Here is a 19933-nt window from a genome sequence, read left to right as displayed (position 1 = left end):
TTTTCTTACACATTAGACTTTCCTTTTTCCCAAACAAACTCACCTGAATGAGAAATAAGGTCCCCAACAGACTGTACTACTAAATCAGCAAGTGGTTCTAATGTTTGACGATCTCCTGTACCAGATAGTACTCCAATTGCATAGCAATCACCGCTATTTTTCGCTAAATATAAATCAGTCGGTGTATCCCCAACGACCGCTACTTCACATGCCTCTAAATGAAACCTCTCACAAAAGGATTCTACAATTCTTTTATCTGGTTTTTGTGCCGCAAATGTATCTGAAGCTACAACATAATCAAAAAAAGACTCTAATTGATACTGTTTTAAAAATAATTCTGTCGGTGCAAAATCATCCGCCGTGACAACACCTAAAATAAATCCTCTATCCTTTAAGCTTTGTAAAATTCTCGGTAAATCTGCCGTCATTTTCATGTAAGAACGATGCTCGTACATAAGGGCAAACAGTTTTTCACTTACCCATTCATGCATTTCCTCTTCTTTAGATGACGTAATATACTTACAAAGCCCCTTTGCCACATCAAGACTTGTTCCTGCCGCTATTGCGCTACGTGGGTGAACAAATACCCCATCCACACCGATTTCTTTTAATAAAGTCGGCTGCATTGATTGTGGCAGTTGGTATAATTTTATACATTCAGCCACAAGTTCTTCAGCCACTTTTATCCAAATTGAATGAAAATCCATTAATGTCCCATCTTTATCAAATAGTATTGCTTTTACTTTCTCCATAACACCCCACCTCTCGTCTCTTATCTCCTCCAGTGTATCAATAAAGTATGGATATAAAATAAACGAATTGTAAAAATACCATGAAAATCAAACTAACTTCCAATTTACAATACAAATCGGATTGTTTGACTATTACGTAACAGAAGCGTAAAATTACTCTCATCTTATTGAAAATTAGCTAATTACTTAACCTCATTAACTATCATGATAGTTTCCTAATTCTTTTTTTAAGTAGGAGATGTTTATATATGGTTGAAGAAATATTTTATAAGAAAACATTAGAAAATCTGTTTTTAGATCCTGTTCAAATTACACTTTGGGATGGAAACACTGTACAGTACGGTGAAGGGAATCCTCAATTTCATATTACATTCCACAAACCTCTTGCCAAAAAAGAGATAATAAAAGATCCCTCCATCGCATTTGGTGAAGCTTATATGAATGGAGATATTGAAATAGAGGGTAACCTTGAAAAAGCGATTGAGTCTATTTATAAAAACAAAGACAGTTTTTTAGGTAATAGCAAATTACAATACTTTACAAGCAGATGGAATTTTTCAAAACGAAAAAATAAAGAAGATATCGCCCATCATTATGATATTGGGAACGATTTTTATAAATTATGGCTAGATGAAACAATGACATACTCTTGTGCATATTTCCAAAACGAAACCGATTCCTTAACAGCTGCTCAACATAATAAAGTAAATCATATTTTAAAAAAGTTAAACCTTCAAAAAGGAGATACTTTGCTAGACATTGGTTGCGGATGGGGTGAACTCATTACAGCTGCCGCAAAACAATATGGTGTGAAAGCAACGGGAGTCACATTAAGTGAAGAACAATATGCAAAAACTCTAGAAAGAATCGAAAAAGAAAATCTCACAGATTTAGTTGAAGTAAATTTACTCGATTATCGTGATATTCACGAGCGAAAGTTTGATAAAATTGTTAGTGTAGGTATGATTGAACATGTCGGGAAAGATCACATTACAGAGTACTTTGAAACGGTCAATGCATTACTCAATGATGGTGGTATTTCCGTTCTTCACTGTATTACTTCTCCTACAGAGGGCGCTACTAATAGTTGGATTGAGAAATATATATTTCCTGGTGGATACGTCCCCGCCGTTAATGAATTAATTACTAACATAACTAATCAGCATTTCTTTATAGTTGATGTTGAAAGTTTACGCAGACATTACGGTAAAACACTTCAACACTGGGCAGAAAACTTTGAAAATACACTAGATGAAATACGTAAAACAAAAGATGAGCGATTTATTCGTATGTGGCGCTTGTATTTAAATGCTTGTGCAGCTTCGTTTTATACTGGTAACATTGATTTACATCAATTTGTATTTACAAAAGGGATTAGTGATTCCATTCCTTGGACACGTTCATATATGTATAAATAAAAAAGGATGCCTTTACAGGGCATCCTCTTGATGTTCAGGAACAAATAGTTCCAGACAATGATACATATTTTCGAATTCCATCGGTGCATCTCCACCATATTCACCATCTAAATTAATCATTAGTTTATCTGGTGAATGCACTTTAATTCGGTTCGCTTGTGTGTATAGTACTTTTGGATTGTTAATATGTTCACCACGCTGCGCTTGTGTTGCAGCTTTAATTAAGTCGGCAATCGAACCTTTTTTCAGCACTAATAAATCAAATAAGCCATCGTTAATCGATGCATATGGTGCTACCTTTTCAAAGCCACCCACTGAACGAGTATTCGTAATTAAAAACATCGTAATTTCTTCTTGTAGTAATTTTCCATCATACTCAATTTCAACGTATGTTGGATGTAGTGATGGTAGCATTTCGATACCTTTTAAATAATAAGCAAGTTGTCCTAATACAGTCTTTAGCTTACTTGGTACTTCATATGTTAATTCTGTAATACGACCGCCACCAGCGATGTTAATAAAATATGTATCGTTTGCTCTACCAAGGTCTAATGGCACAGTTTTTCCTTCACAAATAATATCCGCTGCCTCTTCAATAGAACGAGGTACACCGATTGCACGTGCAAAGTCATTTGTCGTTCCAACTGGAATAATTCCAAATTTCGGACGGAATTCATGACCAACTAGACCGTTTACGACTTCATTTAACGTGCCGTCACCACCAGCCGCAATAACAACATCAAATTTACGCTCTACAGCTTGCCTCGCCGCCACAGTTGCGTCTCCAGGACCCGTTGTCGCATGACAAGATGCTTCATATCCAGCTTGTTCTAATTTTTGTAATACTTCTGGTAAGCTCTTCTTAAATAGCTCACGCCCAGAAGTAGGATTATAAATAATTCTTGCTCGCTTCATCATTTATTAGCACAGGAAATTTCTTTATGTATCAAAAAAGAACATACCGAACTTCTATTCAGTATTCCCGTGCCTACCTCCTCTCATCTTCCTATCCTTCTTTTATCTCGCTCAAACAGGCAGTAAGAACCCGATTCGTGTAGCCCATCAAAAGTAAATATTCATTTCAATGGTTTTGTTTTATTTGACAAAAAATTTATGTCCATCTATTTCCTCACAACAATTTACATATAACGAATAATAATTATCTATTATTTCATGAGATGAAAAAACCTCTATTTCTAGATTTATCATTATTCCCACCTTTTTGCAACTATCATACCATAGTTGCTATACAAACATTTTTCCACTTTTGACAGTTAATCAAACGTTTGTTTAAATAATTTTCTCTCATTTAAACAAACGTTTGATTAACCTAGAAAAACACCCATGTACGGGTGTTTTTCTGCTTAATCTTTAAAAGTTACTACTATTATCGCTTATTAATCTCTTCAAGTAAGATTTTGTTAACAAGCGGTGGATTTGCTTGCCCTTTTGTAGCTTTCATAATTTGACCAACTAAGAAGCCAATTGCACGGTCTTTACCGTTTTTAAAGTCTTCGATAGATTGCTCATTATTATCAAGAATTTCTGTTACAACTTTACGAAGTGTACCCTCGTCAGAAATTTGAACAAGGCCTTTCGCTTTAACGATTTCTTCTGGGTCTCCACCTTTTTCAATTAATTCGTTAAATACTTTCTTCGCAATTTTAGAAGAAATTGTACCTTTTTCAATTAATTGAACCATTTTAGATAAACCAGCAGGCGTTAATGCAACGTCTTTTAATTCTTTTTGTTGTTTGTTTAGGTATGCAAGTACTTCACCCATTAACCAGTTTGATGTTAATTTCGCATCAGCACCGTCTGCAACAGTTGCTTCAAAGAAATCAGACATTTCTTTCGTTAATGTTAATACGTGTGCATCATAAGCTGGTAAGCCTAATTCTGCAACATAGCGAGCTTTACGTGCATCTGGAAGTTCTGGAATAGAAGCACGAACTGCTTCTTTCCACTCATCGTCGATGTAAAGTTCAACTAAGTCCGGCTCTGGGAAGTAACGGTAATCATCAGATCCTTCTTTCACACGCATTAAGATTGTTTTCTTCGTTGCTTCATCATAACGACGTGTTTCTTGTTGGATGATACCACCAGATAATAATTCTTTTTCTTGGCGAGCTTGCTCAAACTCAAGACCTTTTTGTACGTAAGTGAAAGAGTTTAAGTTTTTCAGTTCCGCTTTTGTACCGAACTTCTCTTGTCCAACTGGACGAAGGGAAATGTTCGCATCACAACGCAAGGAACCTTCTTCCATCTTACAATCAGATACGCCAGTGTATTGAATGATTGATTTTAACTTCTCTAAGTATGCATATGCTTCTTCTGGCGTACGCATATCTGGCTCAGATACGATCTCAATTAAAGGCATACCTTGACGGTTGTAGTCTACTAATGAGCCGTCAGCTGTATGCGTTGATTTACCAGCATCTTCTTCTAAATGAAGACGTGTAATACCGATACGTTTCTTTTTACCGTCTACTTCGATTTCAATCCAACCATTTTCACCAATTGGCTTATCAAACTGAGAGATTTGGTAAGCTTTCGGATTATCTGGATAGAAATAGTTTTTACGGTCAAACTTTGTTTCTGTTGCGATTTCACAGTTTAATGCCATTGCAGCTTTCATTGCAAAGTTAACTGCTTCTTTATTTAAAGTAGGAAGTACTCCTGGGTATCCTAAGTCAATTACACTTGTTTGTGTATTTGGTTCCGCTCCGAATTCTGTTGGACTCGCAGAGAAAATTTTCGAATTTGTTTTTAACTCAACGTGAACCTCTAAACCAATAATTGTTTCTAAATTCATCTATGCTCGCCTCCTTACAGACTTGCTTTTTTTGTATGATGGTCTGTTGCTTGCTCAAACGCATGTGCAACGCGGTAAATTGTCGCTTCATCGAAGTGTTTACCAATAATTTGTAAACCAAGTGGCATGTTGTTAGCACCGAATCCACATGGAACAGAAATCGCTGGAACGCCTGCTAAGTTTACTGGGATTGTTAAAATGTCATTTGCATACATTGTCATTGGATCATCAACTTTTTCGCCCACTTTAAATGCCGGAGTTGGCGTTGTTGGTCCAATAATAACATCGTAGTTAGCAAATACATTTTCAAAGTCGTTTTTAATTAATGTACGTACTTGTTGTGCTTTTTTGTAATATGCATCATAGTAACCAGAGCTAAGAGCAAATGTACCAAGCATAATACGACGTTTTACTTCATCACCGAAGCCTTCGCTACGTGTGTTTTTGTAAAGATCCATTAAGTTATTCACATTATCAGAACGAACACCATAACGTACGCCATCAAAGCGTGAAAGGTTAGCTGATGCTTCAGAAGAAGATAATAAGTAATACGTTGCTAGAGCGTATTTAGAGTGTGGAAGAGATACTTCCTCCCAAGTTGCGCCCATACCTTCTAATACTTTTAAAGCAGCTAGTACTGACTCACGAGCTTCTTCGCCAACACCTTCTCCTAAGTATTCTTTCGGTACAGCAATGCGTAAACCTTTAACGTCGCCTGTTAAACCAGCTAAGTAGTTTCCTACTTCAACGTTAGCAGAAGTTGCATCCATACGGTCAAGACCTGAAATAGCTTGTAATAAGTATGCATTGTCTTCTACTGTACGTGTAATCGGTCCGATTTGGTCAAGTGAAGATGCAAATGCTACTAATCCGTAACGAGATACACGTCCGTAGGTTGGTTTTAAACCTACAACGCCGCAATATGCAGCTGGTTGACGGATAGAACCACCCGTATCAGAACCTAGAGAGAATAATACTTCTCCTGCTGCTACAGCTGCTGCAGAACCACCACTAGATCCGCCTGGAACGTAATCTAAGTTCCATGGATTTTTCGTAGCGTAGAAACCTGAGTTTTCATTTGAAGAACCCATTGCGAACTCGTCCATATTTAATTTACCGATTGTAATTGTGTCAGCAGCTTTTAGCTTTTGCACAACTGTCGCATCATAAATTGGATCGAAGTTTGCTAACATTTTGCTCGCACAAGTTGTACGAAGACCGTTAGTTACAATGTTATCTTTTACACCGATTGGCATACCGAATAATAAACCATTATCTTCAGCACCAATCTTTGCATCTAATTCTTTCGCTTTCGCGCGTGCATTTTCTTCATCTAATGTAAGAAAAGCTTTTACGTTATCTTCAACATCCGCAATACGTTTATAAGATTCTTCTACTAAATCCGTAACGGAAATTTCTTTGTTGTTTAACTTCTTATGTAACTCTGATACTGAATGATCAAATAATGACATCGAAATTCCCCTCCTCTATTCTAATACTGCTGGAACACGGATTTGATTATCTTTGTGATCCGGTGCATTTTTTAATACTTCTTCTACTGGTAAACCTTTTTCTGGTACATCTTCACGCATAACATTTTTCATAGTTAATACATGAGTTGTTGGTTTTACGTTTGTTGTATCTAATTCATTTAACTGTTCTGCAAAAGTAACAATTGCATCTAGTTGTTTTTGAAATTTTTCTGCTTCTTGATCAGTAATTGCAAGACGTGCTAAATGTGCTACGTGCTTTACATTCTCAACGGAAATTCTTGACACGGCTAGGCCACCTCCATAATATATCGTTCAATCTACAATACTATTGATGATACCAAATTTTCAGTACTTCAAGCAAGTCAACACACGGTACTTACACCATTTTTACATAAAAAAAGAAAGGCAAACGCCTTTCTTTACGATTTACTCTTTATCTAACGGTTTATTTTTCGGAAATCTCTCGTTATCTTCTTCATTATCACGAATTGTTTTTTGTAATACAAAACAAGACATCGTTAAAAATAATGTTCCAATTAAATAGTATCCTTTTACACTAAGCGTTTCATCTAGCGTATAAATACCAATTAGCATACCTGAAAGCGCACAAACAAATGAAGTCCATGCTAAAAACGTGAACGCTTGCGTATTACGTCTTCTCATCGTTCTCCCCCTCGTTAGCAGTACATCCATTATAGATAAGTATATTTACCATGATGGATTTTTATGTAAATTCTAGTTTTATATTTATAAATCTATCATAAAAGAATACTATTTCAAAGAAAGTTTTCTGCCTAATCTGAAAAAACAATTAAAATCATTGACAATTATTTCTATTCTACATAAAATAAAAACAAATATTACGAACCTCGAAATATACGGGAGTGGAATTAATTGTTGCAATATGAACATTTTTTAGACTTACTGCTAGATAACGCCAAGAAACTTTTCTATCCTGAAGAATGGGTAAGCCTAGATTTAACACTTTCTAAAACAGAAGTATTTTGTTTACTTTGGATGGAACGAAATACAGATATTACAATGACGAAAATTGCTGATCTTCTTGATATACCAATGAGTACAACGACAGGTGTTGTAAATCGCCTTGTAAAAAAGGGATATATTGAACGCTACCGTGATGAAAATGACCGACGTATTGTATTAATTCGTTTAACAGAAAACGGCGTAATACTCGTTCAAGAAGTAAAACAAAATGCAGCCCATTACTTTAGCCTAGTAACAGAAGCATTATCGGAAGAAGAAAAAGCATTTTTACTACAGATCTTCCAAAAGATTATGAATCACATTGCTACATCACAACAAAAAACAGAAGAAAAAGTTTCTACACCTAAAATGAAAAACATTCCGATTGAATAAAACCCTAGCTGGGTTTTTATTCAATCGTTTATTTCGCCACTCGTAATATTCGATACTCGAAACAAAGGGGATATGAATGATGAGAATTATTTTGTATACAGGTAAAGGCGGCGTAGGAAAAACTAGCATTTCAGCGGCAACTGCACTTCAAAGCGCAAAACAAGGATTAAAAACTTTAGTAATGAGCACAGACCCAGCTCATAGTTTAGGAGATTCATTTGGTATAAAACTATCTTCTGAACCATTAGAAATTCGTGAAAACCTATGGGCACAAGAAATTAATACGATTTATGAAATGGAAAAAGGCTGGGGGAAATTACAGAAATATATTACACTACTCTTCACTTCCAAAGCAGCTGATGATATTACAACAGAAGAGTTAACGATGTTTCCTGGTATGGAAGATTTAATTAGCTTACTTCGTGTACTCGATTATTATAAACAAAACACATATGATGTTATTATCATTGATTGTGCCCCAACAGGAGAAACATTAGCCATGCTCAGCTTTCCAGACATGCTCGGCTGGTGGATGGAAAAATTATTCCCTATTAAAAGAAAAGTTTTAAAAGTCGTTCGTCCCGTAGCCCAACCACTCCTTGGTGTCCCTCTTCCAACCGACGATATTATGGACGAATTAACAAATACACTTGAACAGCTCGGAGAAATGAGGGATATTTTATCAAACCGAGACGTAACGAGTATCCGCATCGTTGTAAATCCCGAAAAAATGGTCATTAAAGAAGCACAGCGCAGCTTTACGTATTTAAATTTATACGATTATAACGTAGATGCCATTATGATCAATCGTGTCATTCCTAACACTGTCACCGATCCTTATTTTCAAGCATGGAAAGATACCCAAAAGAAATATAAAACATTAATTCAAGATAGTTTTGATCCACTTCCTATTTACGAAGCTCCAATGTTTGAACAAGAAGTTGTTGGCTTACCTATGTTAGAACGCGTTGGAGATGCTTTATTTAAAAAAGATTATTGTCCTACTGAAGTAAAATTTAACGGTCGCACTCAATATGTAAAAAAAGATGGCGATGAGTATATTTTCGTTCTGTCCATTCCCTTCTCTAACAAAAGTGAACTTGCATTAAATCAAAAAGGTGACGAGCTTATCATTCGTGCTGGTTCTGTTAAACGAAACATCACATTACCCAAAACGTTAACACACCTTTCTATTCAAGGAGCAAAATTTGAAGATGATGTACTAAACATTCGTTTTGGAGGTGTCGTACATGCATGAAGAACTACTAAGGAAAGTCATCCGTACAAAAATAAAAGTAGGTATGCATATATTAGAAGAGTTACCTGCCCCAATCCAGCAATCAGCTAAGCAAATACTAAATATTTTACAAGAGGAGCTAGCTGCTTATCCGAAAGAACAAGGGCATCGTGAAGATAATTTGAAAAGTATTATAATTGAATGAACATCTCTGGATAGAGGGCCTTTCTAGGCTTTCTATCTCTATATTGGAGTGATGTAAGTTGTTTAAAAAACATTCCACTATTATGCTTTGGAAGATTCCCTTGTTATTTCTCATTCATAACCTTGAAGAATCTTTCCAAATGCCACAATATCTTGCTAATCAATTTTCAATTACTTTTATAACTAGTCAACAATTTTCCATTGCGATTTCTATATTGACTCTCTTTGTTTTACTTATCGTCTTTCTATATCAAATAAACATCTTGTCTTCTATATACTGGATTATTTTTATACAAGGGGCAATTTTCTTCAACTCTGTTCAACATATTATTTTGTTTTTCATTTACCGTTCTTATAACCCTGGCGTAATATCCGCAGTTTTCATTGCCATCTTTTCTATTTTCTTTTTTTTATCCCAAAAACACTTAATTCATAAAAATAAATTCTTAATTACACTCGCTTTCAGCTTATTTTCTTATCCTATTATAATTTGGATTACCTTACTATTCGCTAGCTACTTTCATTCATAAAAAAGACCAGGAAAACTCCTGGTCCATTACTCTACTTAACAAACATTGGATTCTATGTTATACAGAATTGGAAGGTACAGAATTAGGGTTGTTTTGTTTGTTAAGTAGATTATATGTTGAACGAACTAACAGCGGAGGGGTTCCTTCTGTTAGTCCATTAAACCCAATCATTATTTTACGATTTTTTCAAGCTCATCAAGTGAAAGATCTACTGAAATTGAACCATCATTTGTTTCTTTCTTAATTGCATCTGTTACTTCTTTTGAATGATATAATTCAATTACTTTTTTCAGTGTTGGATCATCTTTATCTTTCGTACGAGCTGCGAAAATATTAATATATGGCTTCGCATTTTCATTCTTTGGATCTTCTAAGAAAATTGGATCCTTCGCTGGATCTAATCCAGCTTGACCAGCAACACCGTTATTAATAACTGAAGCTGCTACATCTTTTAATACACGAGGTGTTTGCTGTGCGATAACCGGTGTAATTTTTAACTTCTTCGGATTTTCAGCAATGCCGCTTGGATCTCCAAATAGACCAAAGTCTTTTTTAAGCTTTAATAACCCAGCTGCATCAAGAAGTTTTAATGCACGTGCTTGGTTCGTTGGATCATTTGGAATCGCAATTTCTGAACCATCTGGAATTTCATTTGCTTTCTTATGTTTTTCAGAGTATAAACCCATTGGTGCAATTTGCGTTGTACCAACAGCTGTAATATCTAGCTTATGCTCCTTTTTAAATTGCTCTAAGAATGCAATATGCTGGAATGAATTTAATTCAATATCTCCATCAGCTAACGCTTTATTTGGCGTTGTGTAATCAGAGAACTCAACCAGTTTAATTTTAATTCCTTCTTTTTCAGCTTTCCTCTTCAAAATTTCCCAAGCGTCTCCATCCGTTCCAGTTACACCGACGCGAACTACTTTTTCTTTCGCTCCTGCCCCTGTGTCTCCACTTGAGCAGCCGCTTAATGCTGAAACCCCTACAATCGCTGATAATGCAAATGCTAAAATTTTCTTCATTTCCTTTTCCCCGCTTCCTTTTTATGATCTGCGTAAAAAGACTTTCGCAAAGTAGTTTCCTAAGTTTTGAGCTAACTGTACAAGAATGATAAGTAAAACGACCGTTACGAACATAACTGATGTATCAAAACGTTGATAACCATATGTCATTGCTAAATCACCAAGACCGCCGCCACCGACAAGCCCAGCAACCGCAGAAAATTCAATTAAACCAACTGTCATAAATGTAACACCTAAAATTAATGGTGCTAACGCTTCTGGTACAAGGATTTCAAAAACAATTCTAATTGGTGAAGCACCCATCGCTTGCGCTGCTTCAATTACCCCTTTCGGAACAGAAACAAGATTTGTTTCAACCATTCTAGCGATACCAATTGATGCAACTAACGTCATTGGAAAAATTGCTGCCGCCGTTCCAATTGTCGTTCCGATAACACTTCTTGTTAGCGGGCTTAAAGCTACTAAGAATATGATGAATGGAATTGGACGAATTGTATTAATGATGATATTAAGAATAGAAAAGACCCATTTATTTTCTAAAAAGTTTCCTTTTCTCGTTACATATAAAAGTAAACCTAGAGGTATACCAAGAATTGTAGCGAATATAAGGGTTACAATTACCATTAAGAGGGTATCCCCCGTCGCATCTAATATGCGCGGCCAAAATATACTCCAATCAACTCGCATGAGCTTCTACCTCCTTCAGCTGCACTTGCAGCCTTAGATGTTGTAATGCTTTTTGAATTTCCCTCTGTTCACCTTGCAATTCTACAAGAAGATTTCCAAATAGCACATTTTGAAGTTCAATAATATTTCCGTACAGTACATTTACATCGACATTATAGTTTTTTGCGATATATGATAGTACCGGCTGTCCTGTCTCCTCACCAGTAAATGTTAGACGATAAATCTGACCACCATTTTGAATTTTCGCTAAAACACTTTCCGGTAAATGATCATTAATAACAGAACGTACAAAGTTTTGAGTCGTCGTTGTTTTTGGTTGTGTGAAAACATCAAACAGTTTTCCTTCTTCAATAACTTTTCCTTTTTCCATTACAGCTACACGGTGACAAATTTCTTTCACAACATGCATTTCATGTGTAATAAGAAGAATTGTTAAATTATATTCTCGATTTACTTTCTTTAATAAGTTTAGAATTTCTGTCGTTGTTTCTGGATCTAAAGCTGATGTTGCCTCATCACATATAAGAATATCTGGTGATGTTGCGAGTGCTCTAGCGATACCTACACGCTGCTTTTGTCCGCCTGATAGCTGCTCTGGGTAATTGTTTGCTTTATCTTCTAACCCTACAAACTTCAGCAATTCATTTACTCTTTCTTTTATTTCATTCTTTGGTACTTTTGCTAACTTTAATGGATAAGCAATATTCCCAAACACTGTTCTTGAATTAAATAAATTAAAGTTTTGAAAAATCATCCCGATTCTTTGTCTTAGCTTCCGTAATTCTTTCGTCGATAATGATGTAATATCTTTATCATCTATTGAAATCGTTCCTGCCGTTGGTCTCTCTAACATGTTTACTAGGCGTAATAATGTACTCTTTCCAGCGCCACTAAAACCGATAATGCCAAAAATTTCGCCTTTCTCAACTGATAACGTTACATCCTCCACCGCATGAACAGATTGCCCACCTGATTCATATACTTTACTTACATTATTAAAAGAAATCATTTTTCCCCCTCCTATATGCTGTAAAAACTTGAAGTAGAGCTTTCGAGGTAAAATAAAAAGTGCTCTCCTTCTTATCAACCATAAAGATAAGAAGGAGAGCACTTATATGTACTCGGTCACATCTTCTCATCTTCCAAGCCTTTCATAGGCTTGCTGGAGTTAGCACGGTATTAAAAAACCCGTTGCTGAGGTATCGTAGGGCCAGTCCCTCCACCTCTCTGGATAAGAATGTATCGATTTAATTATCGTTTAATTAATTCTCATTATAGAACTCAGAATAATAAGAGTCAATACATTTTTTAGAAAAATATTAATTATTTCTTTATTAAAATTTTCAGATGAAAAATTCAAGAAAAAATAGTAATCTTTAAAGTTATGTAAAATTCTCCTCTTGCATATTTTTTAAAAGGATAATCTTCTCTACTAATTGAATACCATTATTTGAATATGAAATTGGAGGAAGGTAAATATATGAAAACGGCTCTTTTACTCGTTGATATTCAAAATGATTATTTTCCACATGGAAAAATGGAATTGCGTAATCCAGTAGAAGCAAGCGAATATGCTAGTCAGCTATTACAATTCTTTAGAACGAAAAACGAACCTATTTTTCATATCCAACATGTAGCAATAAAAGAGGACGCTACTTTTTTCCTACCCAATACAGAAGGTGTACATATTCATGAAAGCGTACGCCCACTTAAAGAAGAAACCGTTATACTCAAACATTATCCAAATAGTTTTCGCGAAACCGATCTTCTAGAGCAATTACAACGTTTAAATATTGAGCACCTCGTCATATGCGGGATGATGACTCATATGTGTATTGATGCTACCGTAAGGGCTGCCTTTGATTTCGGCTTGCAATGTACTGTTATACATGATGCTTGTGCGACAAAAGATCTTTCTTTTAAGAATGCTACGATACCCGCTGTTTATATTCATAATACAATTTTAGCTAGTTTAAATGGCGTATATGCAAATGTAATGAGTACAGAGGAGTTTTTAGCTACAAAAAAACACTCTCTTCAGTGAGCAAAACCGAAAAGAGTGTTTCTTGTCAAACCATAGATTTTCTTTCAAATTGTATTATACAGGAAATCCTTAAAATGAATACAAAAAAATGTGACTAATAAGTCAACTTTTCTCATTGTTTTATTTCTATTTACATGTTTATCCCGATATGAATAGGGTTTAGCTAGTTCCACTTGCCTAATGGTAATATATAGCATTTTAAATTCGAACTAGTTTCCCCTATTATTTATCTGTTTGTTTTTGTTTCTTTTTCAAATACTCCGCACGCAATTTTTCAATTTGCTGCTTTTTATCAAATTTGACAGGCGTCTGTTTTTCATGGAACTTTGCGACAGCTACCTGACCTTTGTAATCCAATTGATATTTTCCCACTTTGTTCACCTACTTTTCTTCTCTTTAAAGAGAATCTATTCAACAAATATAATATACCTTATTTTACTGAAATAAACCTTAATACTTAATCAGTTTTTCTACTGACACCTATCTTACTCCACATATAGAAAGTTTTTCAAAAAAAAGAGATCTTCGCAGACTGCGAAGATCTCTTCTACTATTTCTTATAAAGTTTCAGAAGTAGTTTTTGCTTGCATGTGAAGCGCTAAGTAGTCAGGGCCACCAGCTTTAGAGTCTGTACCAGACATGTTAAAGCCACCGAATGGTTGGTATCCTACGATTGCACCAGTACATCCACGGTTGAAGTATAAGTTACCTACATGGAAGTCTTCACGTGCTTTTTCAATATGGTCACGGTTGTTAGAGATAACTGCTCCTGTTAAACCGTATTCTGTATTGTTTGCAATTGCAAGTGCATGGTCAAAGTCTTTTGCTTTACAGAATGCTACTACTGGTCCGAAGATTTCTTCTTTCATTAAGCGAGCATCTTCTGCAACGTCAGCAACGATTGTTGGTTGGATGAACCAGCCTTTAGAATCGTCTCCTTCGCCACCTGCTAAAATTCTACCTTCTTCTTTACCAATTGCAACATAGCTCATTACTTTATCAAATGCAGCTTGGTCATTAACAGGACCCATGTTTGTACCTAATACAGCTGGGTTAGCAACTGTTAATTCTTTCGTTAATTCAACAGCACGATTTAATACGTGATCGTATACATCTTCGTGGATTACTGCACGAGAACATGCAGAACATTTTTGTCCTGAGAATCCGAATGCTGATGCAACGATAGATTTAGCTGCTAATTCAAGATCTGCTTCTTTATCAACAACGATTGTATCTTTACCGCCCATTTCAGCGATAACGCGTTTTAACCAAATTTGGCCTGGGTTTACTTTCGCCGCGCGCTCATAAATACGGATACCTACATCACGAGATCCAGTGAAGCTAATGAAACGTGTACGAGGGTGATCTACTAAGTAGTCACCAACTTCAGAACCATTACCTGGTACGAAGTTTACTACGCCAGCTGGTAAGCCAGCTTCTTCTAATACTTCCATGAATTTCGCTGCTACTACAGGAGTTGTACTAGCTGGTTTTAGTAATACTGTGTTACCAGAAACTAAAGCAGCTGTTGTCATACCTGCCATAATTGCGAATGGGAAATTCCAAGGAGAAATGATAACACCTACTCCTAATGGAATGTAAGAGAAACGATTATATTCAATTGGACGGCTTTCTACTGGAATTCCGTCTTTTAATTTCAACATTTGACGACCATAATATTCCATAAAGTCGATTGCTTCTGCTGTATCAGCATCTGCCTCATTCCATGGTTTACCTGCTTCTTTTACAAGAATAGCAGAGAATTCATGTTTTCTACGACGAACGATCGCTGCAGCACGGAATAAAATGTCTGCACGCATTTCTGGCTTTGATTTTCTCCAAGTTTGGAATGTTTCATCCGCTACTTGCATTGCTTTTTCAGCTAACTCACGGCTTGCTTTTGAAACACGACCAACAAGTTCCTCTTTATTTGCAGGGTTTACAGAAACAATTTTGTCTTCTGTAGTGATTTTTTCTCCCCCAATAATTAATGGATAGTCTTGCCCAAGATAAGATTCTACTTTCTTTAAACCTTCTTCAAACGCTAATTTGTTAGCCTCCACTGAAAAATCTGTAAATGGCTCATGTTTGTATGCTACTACCATTATTTTTAGCCTCCCCTTAGAAAAACGTTTACATTTTACAACATTATTCTACACGATAATTTAGATTTATTCAAATATTCCTAGACTTATATTTTAAAAATTAATTAATTTTTAAAATATAATAAAAAAACAGAGTTATACAAATGTATAACTCTACAAAATATGAGTATATTCCAAAACGTTTTTGCTAATCAATAAAATAGTTACTAACAAAAATAAAGTCCTTACATATCCAACACCTTTTTGAACTGCAAACTTCGATCCAAAATAAGCGCCAAAAATCATCGATAACCCCATAATAATACCGTATTCAAAATGAATTACGTCTAAAAATAAAAAAGTGATTAACGATACGATATTACTAACAAAGTTCAAAAGTTTTCCAGATGCTGCCGCTTGAATAAAATCCAAACCAATTAATAAAAATGCAAAAATTAAAAAAGATCCCGTCCCTGGTCCAAAAAATCCATCGTAAAACCCTATCATTAAAATAACAAAGAAAAATATTAATGTTTTTCTTTTCGTCATCTTCTTATAGGTAGACACACTTCCCCAATCCTTTTTCGCAATAATATAAATAGCAATAAATACCAACATTACAAGCACTAACGGACGTAAAATATCTGGAGGAATAAACTTTACTACTAAAGCACCTGCTACTGCTCCTATAACAGTTAACGGGATTAACTTTCCTACAATTTTAAAATCGACCTTTCCCGATCGAATAAAGTAAATCGCACTCGTAAACGTCCCCATCGTTGCAGCTAATTTATTCGTTGCAATTGCCGAAGCTGGCGGTAAACCAACAAACATAAGTGCCGGAAGCGAAATTAACCCTCCACCGCCAACAACTGAATCAATAAAAGCTGCTAAAAAACCGAATGCGATTAATAAAATAATGACTTGAAAACTTAATTCGTCCATGCGCTTTACCCCTTACCCCATTATTTATAACATTTTAAATTATAACAAAATTACCCAAGAAAAAAAGCCGTTCCATAAAGGAACGGCCCTTCTATTTAATCTAAAATTTTCACATACGGCTCATCTTGCTTCGCCTCACGTATAATAATCGCTTCTGGACGTTCTACAGATTTAATCGTTACTTGTACTTTCATATAATTCGGGAAGTATTCCATAACAAGCCCGGCTACATATTGTGTAAAGCCAATTATTTCTGCTTTCCCATTAAACTGGACAGGAATATCAAGCTTTATTTCTCTTAATTCATCGTCTCTATACATACCAGTACCGATAACAGCTGTATAGTCACCTTGGAAATAATCGCTTAATTTTGCCTTGAAGTTTGATACTCTCGCCAAGTCTTCACGTTTATTATCTGTTTTCGCTTGTTCAGATGGGAACAAATAATATTTCTCATTAATTTGTTTCCAATCCTCAACCGTTTCACTACCTTTTTCGACATTCGCATAAGAAACAAAGTTACCTGGCACGAGCGAAGACTTCGGAGCCTGACGATAAATTGCAAATGTTATCGGAAGGTTTTTTGTCTCAGGATCTTGTTGATGCATAACTTTCAAGATTTCTGGCACCATTTTTTTCCCTTCAGCTAACATCTTTTCATTCGAAATTGCAGCCTCACGCGGGTACCCATGCTCTTCCTCATAATAATGAACCGAATTCATTGCTAATCCAACTACAATGCCACTACGCTCATCTTTTTCGCCTTTGTTCACATAATAATCATGCTCTAAAATATTTGAAATATATATTGGATTTTTTTTATTTTTCACTTCTAATGATTCGGATCCTGTACCTAATGCAGGATTTAACCCTATGTTCGGGAATTTAACCGCATCTTTTTTTAATGTATCTTCTAGTTCCTTTTGTTCTGCATCTGTACGTTTTCTTTTAACAAGCATCTGTATATACTGAGTAGTTAGGGATTTTCCGCCTTTGAAAACATTATCTTTCGTACTAAATGATTCTTTCGCAATACGCATTAATCCTGTTTCAAATTCATCTATATCAAGACGATTACTTACTCCTTGCACAACTAAGCCACGTGCGTTTCCTCCCTCAAATGGAATAGTCGTCTTATAATATTCATCCGAAATAGAGTAATTCGGGACGATTGCTTGCTCTTTTGCTTTCCCCGATTTCTCAACCACTTTTTCATCTTTATCAGCACCTGCACTACACCCACTTACAAGTAGGCCAAGGCTTAATACCGCTAATGCTATTTTTTTCATGGTAAGTTTGCACCTCTTACTTATTTAGCTCTTGTAAGAACCTCTCTTCATTCCAAACCTCGACATTATGTTTCTCCGCTTGTGCTAATTTCGAACCTGCCGCTTCACCTGCAACAACTAAATCTGTACTTTTACTAACACTTCCTGTTACTTTTCCACCTAATGCCTCAATCTTTTTCTTCGCTTCACTACGTCCCATAACTTCTAATTTCCCTGTTAAAACGACAGTTTTTCCTGCGAAGTACGACTCAACGTTTTGTAAATCAGCAATTTTCATGCCTTTATATGTCATGTTCACGCCGTATTCTTTAAATTGTTGTAATAACTCTAATACGTCTTCATTATCGAAATACGTTACTACGGATTGAGCCATTTTTTCACCAATTTCATTAATTGCTTTTAGTTCTTCTTCCGTTGCCTTCACAAGCGCATCCATCGTTTCGAAATGCTCTGCAAATGTACGTGCCGCTTTCGCTCCAACATGGCGAATACCAAGACCGAATAATAATCGCTCTAATGAGTTTTCTTTAGAATTTTCAATTGCTTGTACTAAATTCGTTGCTGATTTTTCTCCAAATCGTTCTAGCTGTAATAATTGCTCTTTCGTCAACGAATATAAATCAGCAAATGTACGAATATAATCTGCCTCAAAGAGTTGTGTAATGACACGTTCTCCAAGTCCATCAATATTCATTGCATTTCTTGAAACGAAATGGATTAACCCTTCTCGAATTTGAGCAGGACAAGTTGGATTTATACAACGAAGTGCTACCTCTTCTTCTAAACGAACTAGTTCACTCTCACATGCTGGGCAATGCGTTGGCATATGATATTCTTCTTCCTCACCAGTACGCTTATCGAAAATAACATTCACAACTTCAGGAATAATATCTCCAGCCTTCTTCACAACAACGTAGTCACCAATTCGAATATCTTTTTCACGAATTAAATCTTCGTTATGTAAAGAAGCACGACGAACGATCGTACCAGCCACTCGCACTGGCTCTAGCTCTGCAGTCGGTGTTACAACCCCTGTACGACCAACACTTAATTCAATGCCTGTTAATCTTGTTACAACTTCTTCAGCTGGGAATTTATAAGCAATTGCCCATCTTGGACTCTTTGCTGTAGTGCCTAGACTTTCTTGAAGAGCAACATCATCTACTTTTATAACGATCCCGTCAATCTCATAATCAAGATGCGGACGTTTTTCTTGCCATTCTTCTACATAAGCTATAACTTCTTCAATTGTTTCACATGTGCGTCGATTTGGATTTGTTTTGAATCCAAGTTCACCTAAGAAATCAAGCGATTCACTATGTGATAGGATTGTTTTTTCTTCTACATTCGCAAGACCGTATACAAACATAGATAAGTTACGCTTCGCTGCAATTTTCGGATCAAGTTGGCGGATTGAACCTGCTGCCGCATTACGCGGATTTGCAAATACATCTTCACCATTTTGCTCTTTTTCTTCATTTAACTTAACGAATGAACGCTTCGGCATGTAAGCTTCGCCTCGTACTTCTAACGTTACTTCTTCATTTAAACGAAGCGGGATTGCTTTAATCGTTTTTAAATTTTGAGTAATATCTTCACCTGTTACACCATCACCACGTGTTGCCCCTTGAATGAAGCGTCCTTTTTCATAATGAAGTGAAACTGCAAGTCCGTCAATTTTTAATTCGCATATATATCTTACATTCGCATCATCAATTCCTTGACGTACTCGTCGGTCAAAATCACGTAAATCTCCTTCGTTAAATGCATTTCCCAAACTTAACATCGGTGACTTGTGTGTTACTTTTTCAAATATATCAAGAACCGTTCCCCCAACGCGAACGGAGGGAGAATCTTCACTCATAAACTCTGGGTTCTCTGCTTCTAATTTTATAAGCTCCTGCATATTACGGTCATACTCCGCATCAGAAACAGAAGGATTGTCTAACACGTGATATTGATAGTTAAATGTATTTAACAAATCACGTAGTTCTTCTATACGTTTTTTTGCTATCTCTTTTGACATATCCTCA

20 protein-coding genes and 1 riboswitch are annotated in these 19933 nt (G+C 35.9%); of the genes, 6 read left to right on the top strand and 14 right to left on the bottom strand.

Annotated elements, in window-relative coordinates; genetic code table 11:
- Positions 1–5: 5 nt before the first annotated feature.
- Positions 6–752, bottom strand: coding sequence for an HAD family hydrolase (locus tag ACTFR9_RS20705; protein ID WP_229136769.1), 747 nt, complete (start codon positions 750–752; stop codon positions 6–8).
- 248 nt (positions 753–1000) lie between these two features.
- On the opposite strand from ACTFR9_RS20705, the gene ACTFR9_RS20700 reads away from it, so the two are divergent.
- Entirely contained in the window at positions 1001–2170 is a 1170-nt protein-coding gene (locus ACTFR9_RS20700; RefSeq protein ID WP_000229022.1) for an SAM-dependent methyltransferase, read from the top strand.
- Positions 2171–2182: 12 nt separating this feature from the next.
- Here ACTFR9_RS20700 and ACTFR9_RS20695 read toward each other — a convergent pair whose 3' ends face one another.
- The 5 genes from ACTFR9_RS20695 to ACTFR9_RS20675 all read right to left on the bottom strand — a co-directional run bounded on the left by ACTFR9_RS20695 (position 2183) and on the right by ACTFR9_RS20675 (position 7141).
- Complete coding sequence (locus tag ACTFR9_RS20695; RefSeq protein WP_000977677.1) at positions 2183–3088, bottom strand: diacylglycerol kinase; 906 nt, start codon at positions 3086–3088, stop codon at positions 2183–2185.
- 469 nt (positions 3089–3557) lie between these two features.
- Positions 3558–4985 (bottom strand): Asp-tRNA(Asn)/Glu-tRNA(Gln) amidotransferase subunit GatB, encoded by a 1428-nt coding sequence (gatB, locus tag ACTFR9_RS20690; RefSeq protein ID WP_001047674.1) that lies wholly within the window; start codon positions 4983–4985, stop codon positions 3558–3560.
- 14 nt (positions 4986–4999) lie between these two features.
- The gene (gatA, locus tag ACTFR9_RS20685; RefSeq protein ID WP_000051445.1) at positions 5000–6457 is read right to left on the bottom strand and encodes an Asp-tRNA(Asn)/Glu-tRNA(Gln) amidotransferase subunit GatA; all 1458 of its coding nucleotides are present in this window, start codon (positions 6455–6457) and stop codon (positions 5000–5002) included.
- A 15-nt stretch (positions 6458–6472) separates the two neighbouring features.
- Entirely contained in the window at positions 6473–6763 is a 291-nt protein-coding gene (gene gatC / locus ACTFR9_RS20680) for an Asp-tRNA(Asn)/Glu-tRNA(Gln) amidotransferase subunit GatC (protein ID WP_000087000.1), read from the bottom strand.
- A 141-nt stretch (positions 6764–6904) separates the two neighbouring features.
- Positions 6905–7141 (bottom strand): YiaA/YiaB family inner membrane protein, encoded by a 237-nt coding sequence (locus ACTFR9_RS20675; RefSeq protein WP_001254393.1) that lies wholly within the window; start codon positions 7139–7141, stop codon positions 6905–6907.
- A 231-nt stretch (positions 7142–7372) separates the two neighbouring features.
- On the opposite strand from ACTFR9_RS20675, the gene ACTFR9_RS20670 reads away from it, so the two are divergent.
- The 4 genes from ACTFR9_RS20670 (at position 7373) to ACTFR9_RS20655 (ending at position 9826) form a co-directional block, all read left to right on the top strand.
- On the top strand, positions 7373–7855 hold the full coding sequence (locus tag ACTFR9_RS20670) for a MarR family winged helix-turn-helix transcriptional regulator (RefSeq protein WP_000942473.1): 483 nt from the start codon (positions 7373–7375) through the stop codon (positions 7853–7855).
- A gap of 76 nt (positions 7856–7931) precedes the next feature.
- Complete coding sequence (locus tag ACTFR9_RS20665) at positions 7932–9113, top strand: ArsA family ATPase (protein WP_073536198.1); 1182 nt, start codon at positions 7932–7934, stop codon at positions 9111–9113.
- A complete protein-coding gene (locus ACTFR9_RS20660) occupies positions 9106–9297 on the top strand; it encodes a DUF3926 domain-containing protein (protein WP_000544090.1) in 192 nt (63 codons plus the stop codon). The genes ACTFR9_RS20665 and ACTFR9_RS20660 overlap by 8 nt, the downstream gene beginning before the upstream one ends.
- 58 nt (positions 9298–9355) lie before the next feature.
- Complete coding sequence (locus ACTFR9_RS20655) at positions 9356–9826, top strand: HXXEE domain-containing protein (protein ID WP_002163768.1); 471 nt, start codon at positions 9356–9358, stop codon at positions 9824–9826.
- Positions 9827–9996: 170 nt separating this feature from the next.
- Here ACTFR9_RS20655 and ACTFR9_RS20650 read toward each other — a convergent pair whose 3' ends face one another.
- Genes ACTFR9_RS20650 through ACTFR9_RS20640 form a run of 3 tightly spaced genes read right to left on the bottom strand, consistent with a single transcriptional unit; the run spans position 9997 to position 12547 of the window.
- Positions 9997–10851 (bottom strand): MetQ/NlpA family ABC transporter substrate-binding protein, encoded by an 855-nt coding sequence (locus ACTFR9_RS20650; RefSeq protein WP_000721603.1) that lies wholly within the window; start codon positions 10849–10851, stop codon positions 9997–9999.
- A 21-nt stretch (positions 10852–10872) separates the two neighbouring features.
- Positions 10873–11538: a methionine ABC transporter permease gene (locus ACTFR9_RS20645; protein WP_001261859.1), complete on the bottom strand. Its 666-nt coding sequence runs from the start codon at positions 11536–11538 to the stop codon at positions 10873–10875.
- Entirely contained in the window at positions 11528–12547 is a 1020-nt protein-coding gene (locus tag ACTFR9_RS20640) for a methionine ABC transporter ATP-binding protein (protein WP_000622978.1), read from the bottom strand. The genes ACTFR9_RS20645 and ACTFR9_RS20640 overlap by 11 nt, the downstream gene beginning before the upstream one ends.
- A 123-nt stretch (positions 12548–12670) precedes the next feature.
- Positions 12671–12776, bottom strand: a riboswitch (SAM riboswitch).
- Positions 12777–13018: 242 nt separating this feature from the next.
- On the opposite strand from ACTFR9_RS20640, the gene ACTFR9_RS20635 reads away from it, so the two are divergent.
- Positions 13019–13582 (top strand): cysteine hydrolase family protein, encoded by a 564-nt coding sequence (locus ACTFR9_RS20635; protein WP_000844901.1) that lies wholly within the window; start codon positions 13019–13021, stop codon positions 13580–13582.
- 222 nt (positions 13583–13804) lie between these two features.
- On the opposite strand, the gene ACTFR9_RS20630 is transcribed toward ACTFR9_RS20635, so the two are convergent.
- The 5 genes from ACTFR9_RS20630 to ligA form a co-directional block, all read right to left on the bottom strand.
- Entirely contained in the window at positions 13805–13963 is a 159-nt protein-coding gene (locus ACTFR9_RS20630) for a hypothetical protein (protein ID WP_001045034.1), read from the bottom strand.
- 176 nt (positions 13964–14139) lie between these two features.
- Positions 14140–15687, bottom strand: coding sequence for an L-glutamate gamma-semialdehyde dehydrogenase (gene pruA, locus ACTFR9_RS20625; RefSeq protein ID WP_000259550.1), 1548 nt, complete (start codon positions 15685–15687; stop codon positions 14140–14142).
- 153 nt (positions 15688–15840) lie between these two features.
- Positions 15841–16611, bottom strand: coding sequence for a TSUP family transporter (locus tag ACTFR9_RS20620; RefSeq protein WP_000343966.1), 771 nt, complete (start codon positions 16609–16611; stop codon positions 15841–15843).
- 95 nt (positions 16612–16706) lie between these two features.
- Entirely contained in the window at positions 16707–17900 is a 1194-nt protein-coding gene (locus tag ACTFR9_RS20615) for a CamS family sex pheromone protein (RefSeq protein WP_000717039.1), read from the bottom strand.
- Positions 17901–17916: 16 nt separating this feature from the next.
- Positions 17917–19926, bottom strand: coding sequence for an NAD-dependent DNA ligase LigA (gene ligA / locus ACTFR9_RS20610; protein ID WP_000031446.1), 2010 nt, complete (start codon positions 19924–19926; stop codon positions 17917–17919).
- Between the last annotated feature and the right edge of the window lie 7 nt (positions 19927–19933).

Source organism: Bacillus cereus group sp. MYBK222-1, from assembly GCF_051916425.1.
GTDB lineage: Bacteria > Bacillota > Bacilli > Bacillales > Bacillaceae_G > Bacillus_A > Bacillus_A paranthracis.
This window is presented reverse-complemented; position numbering and strand designations above follow the sequence as displayed.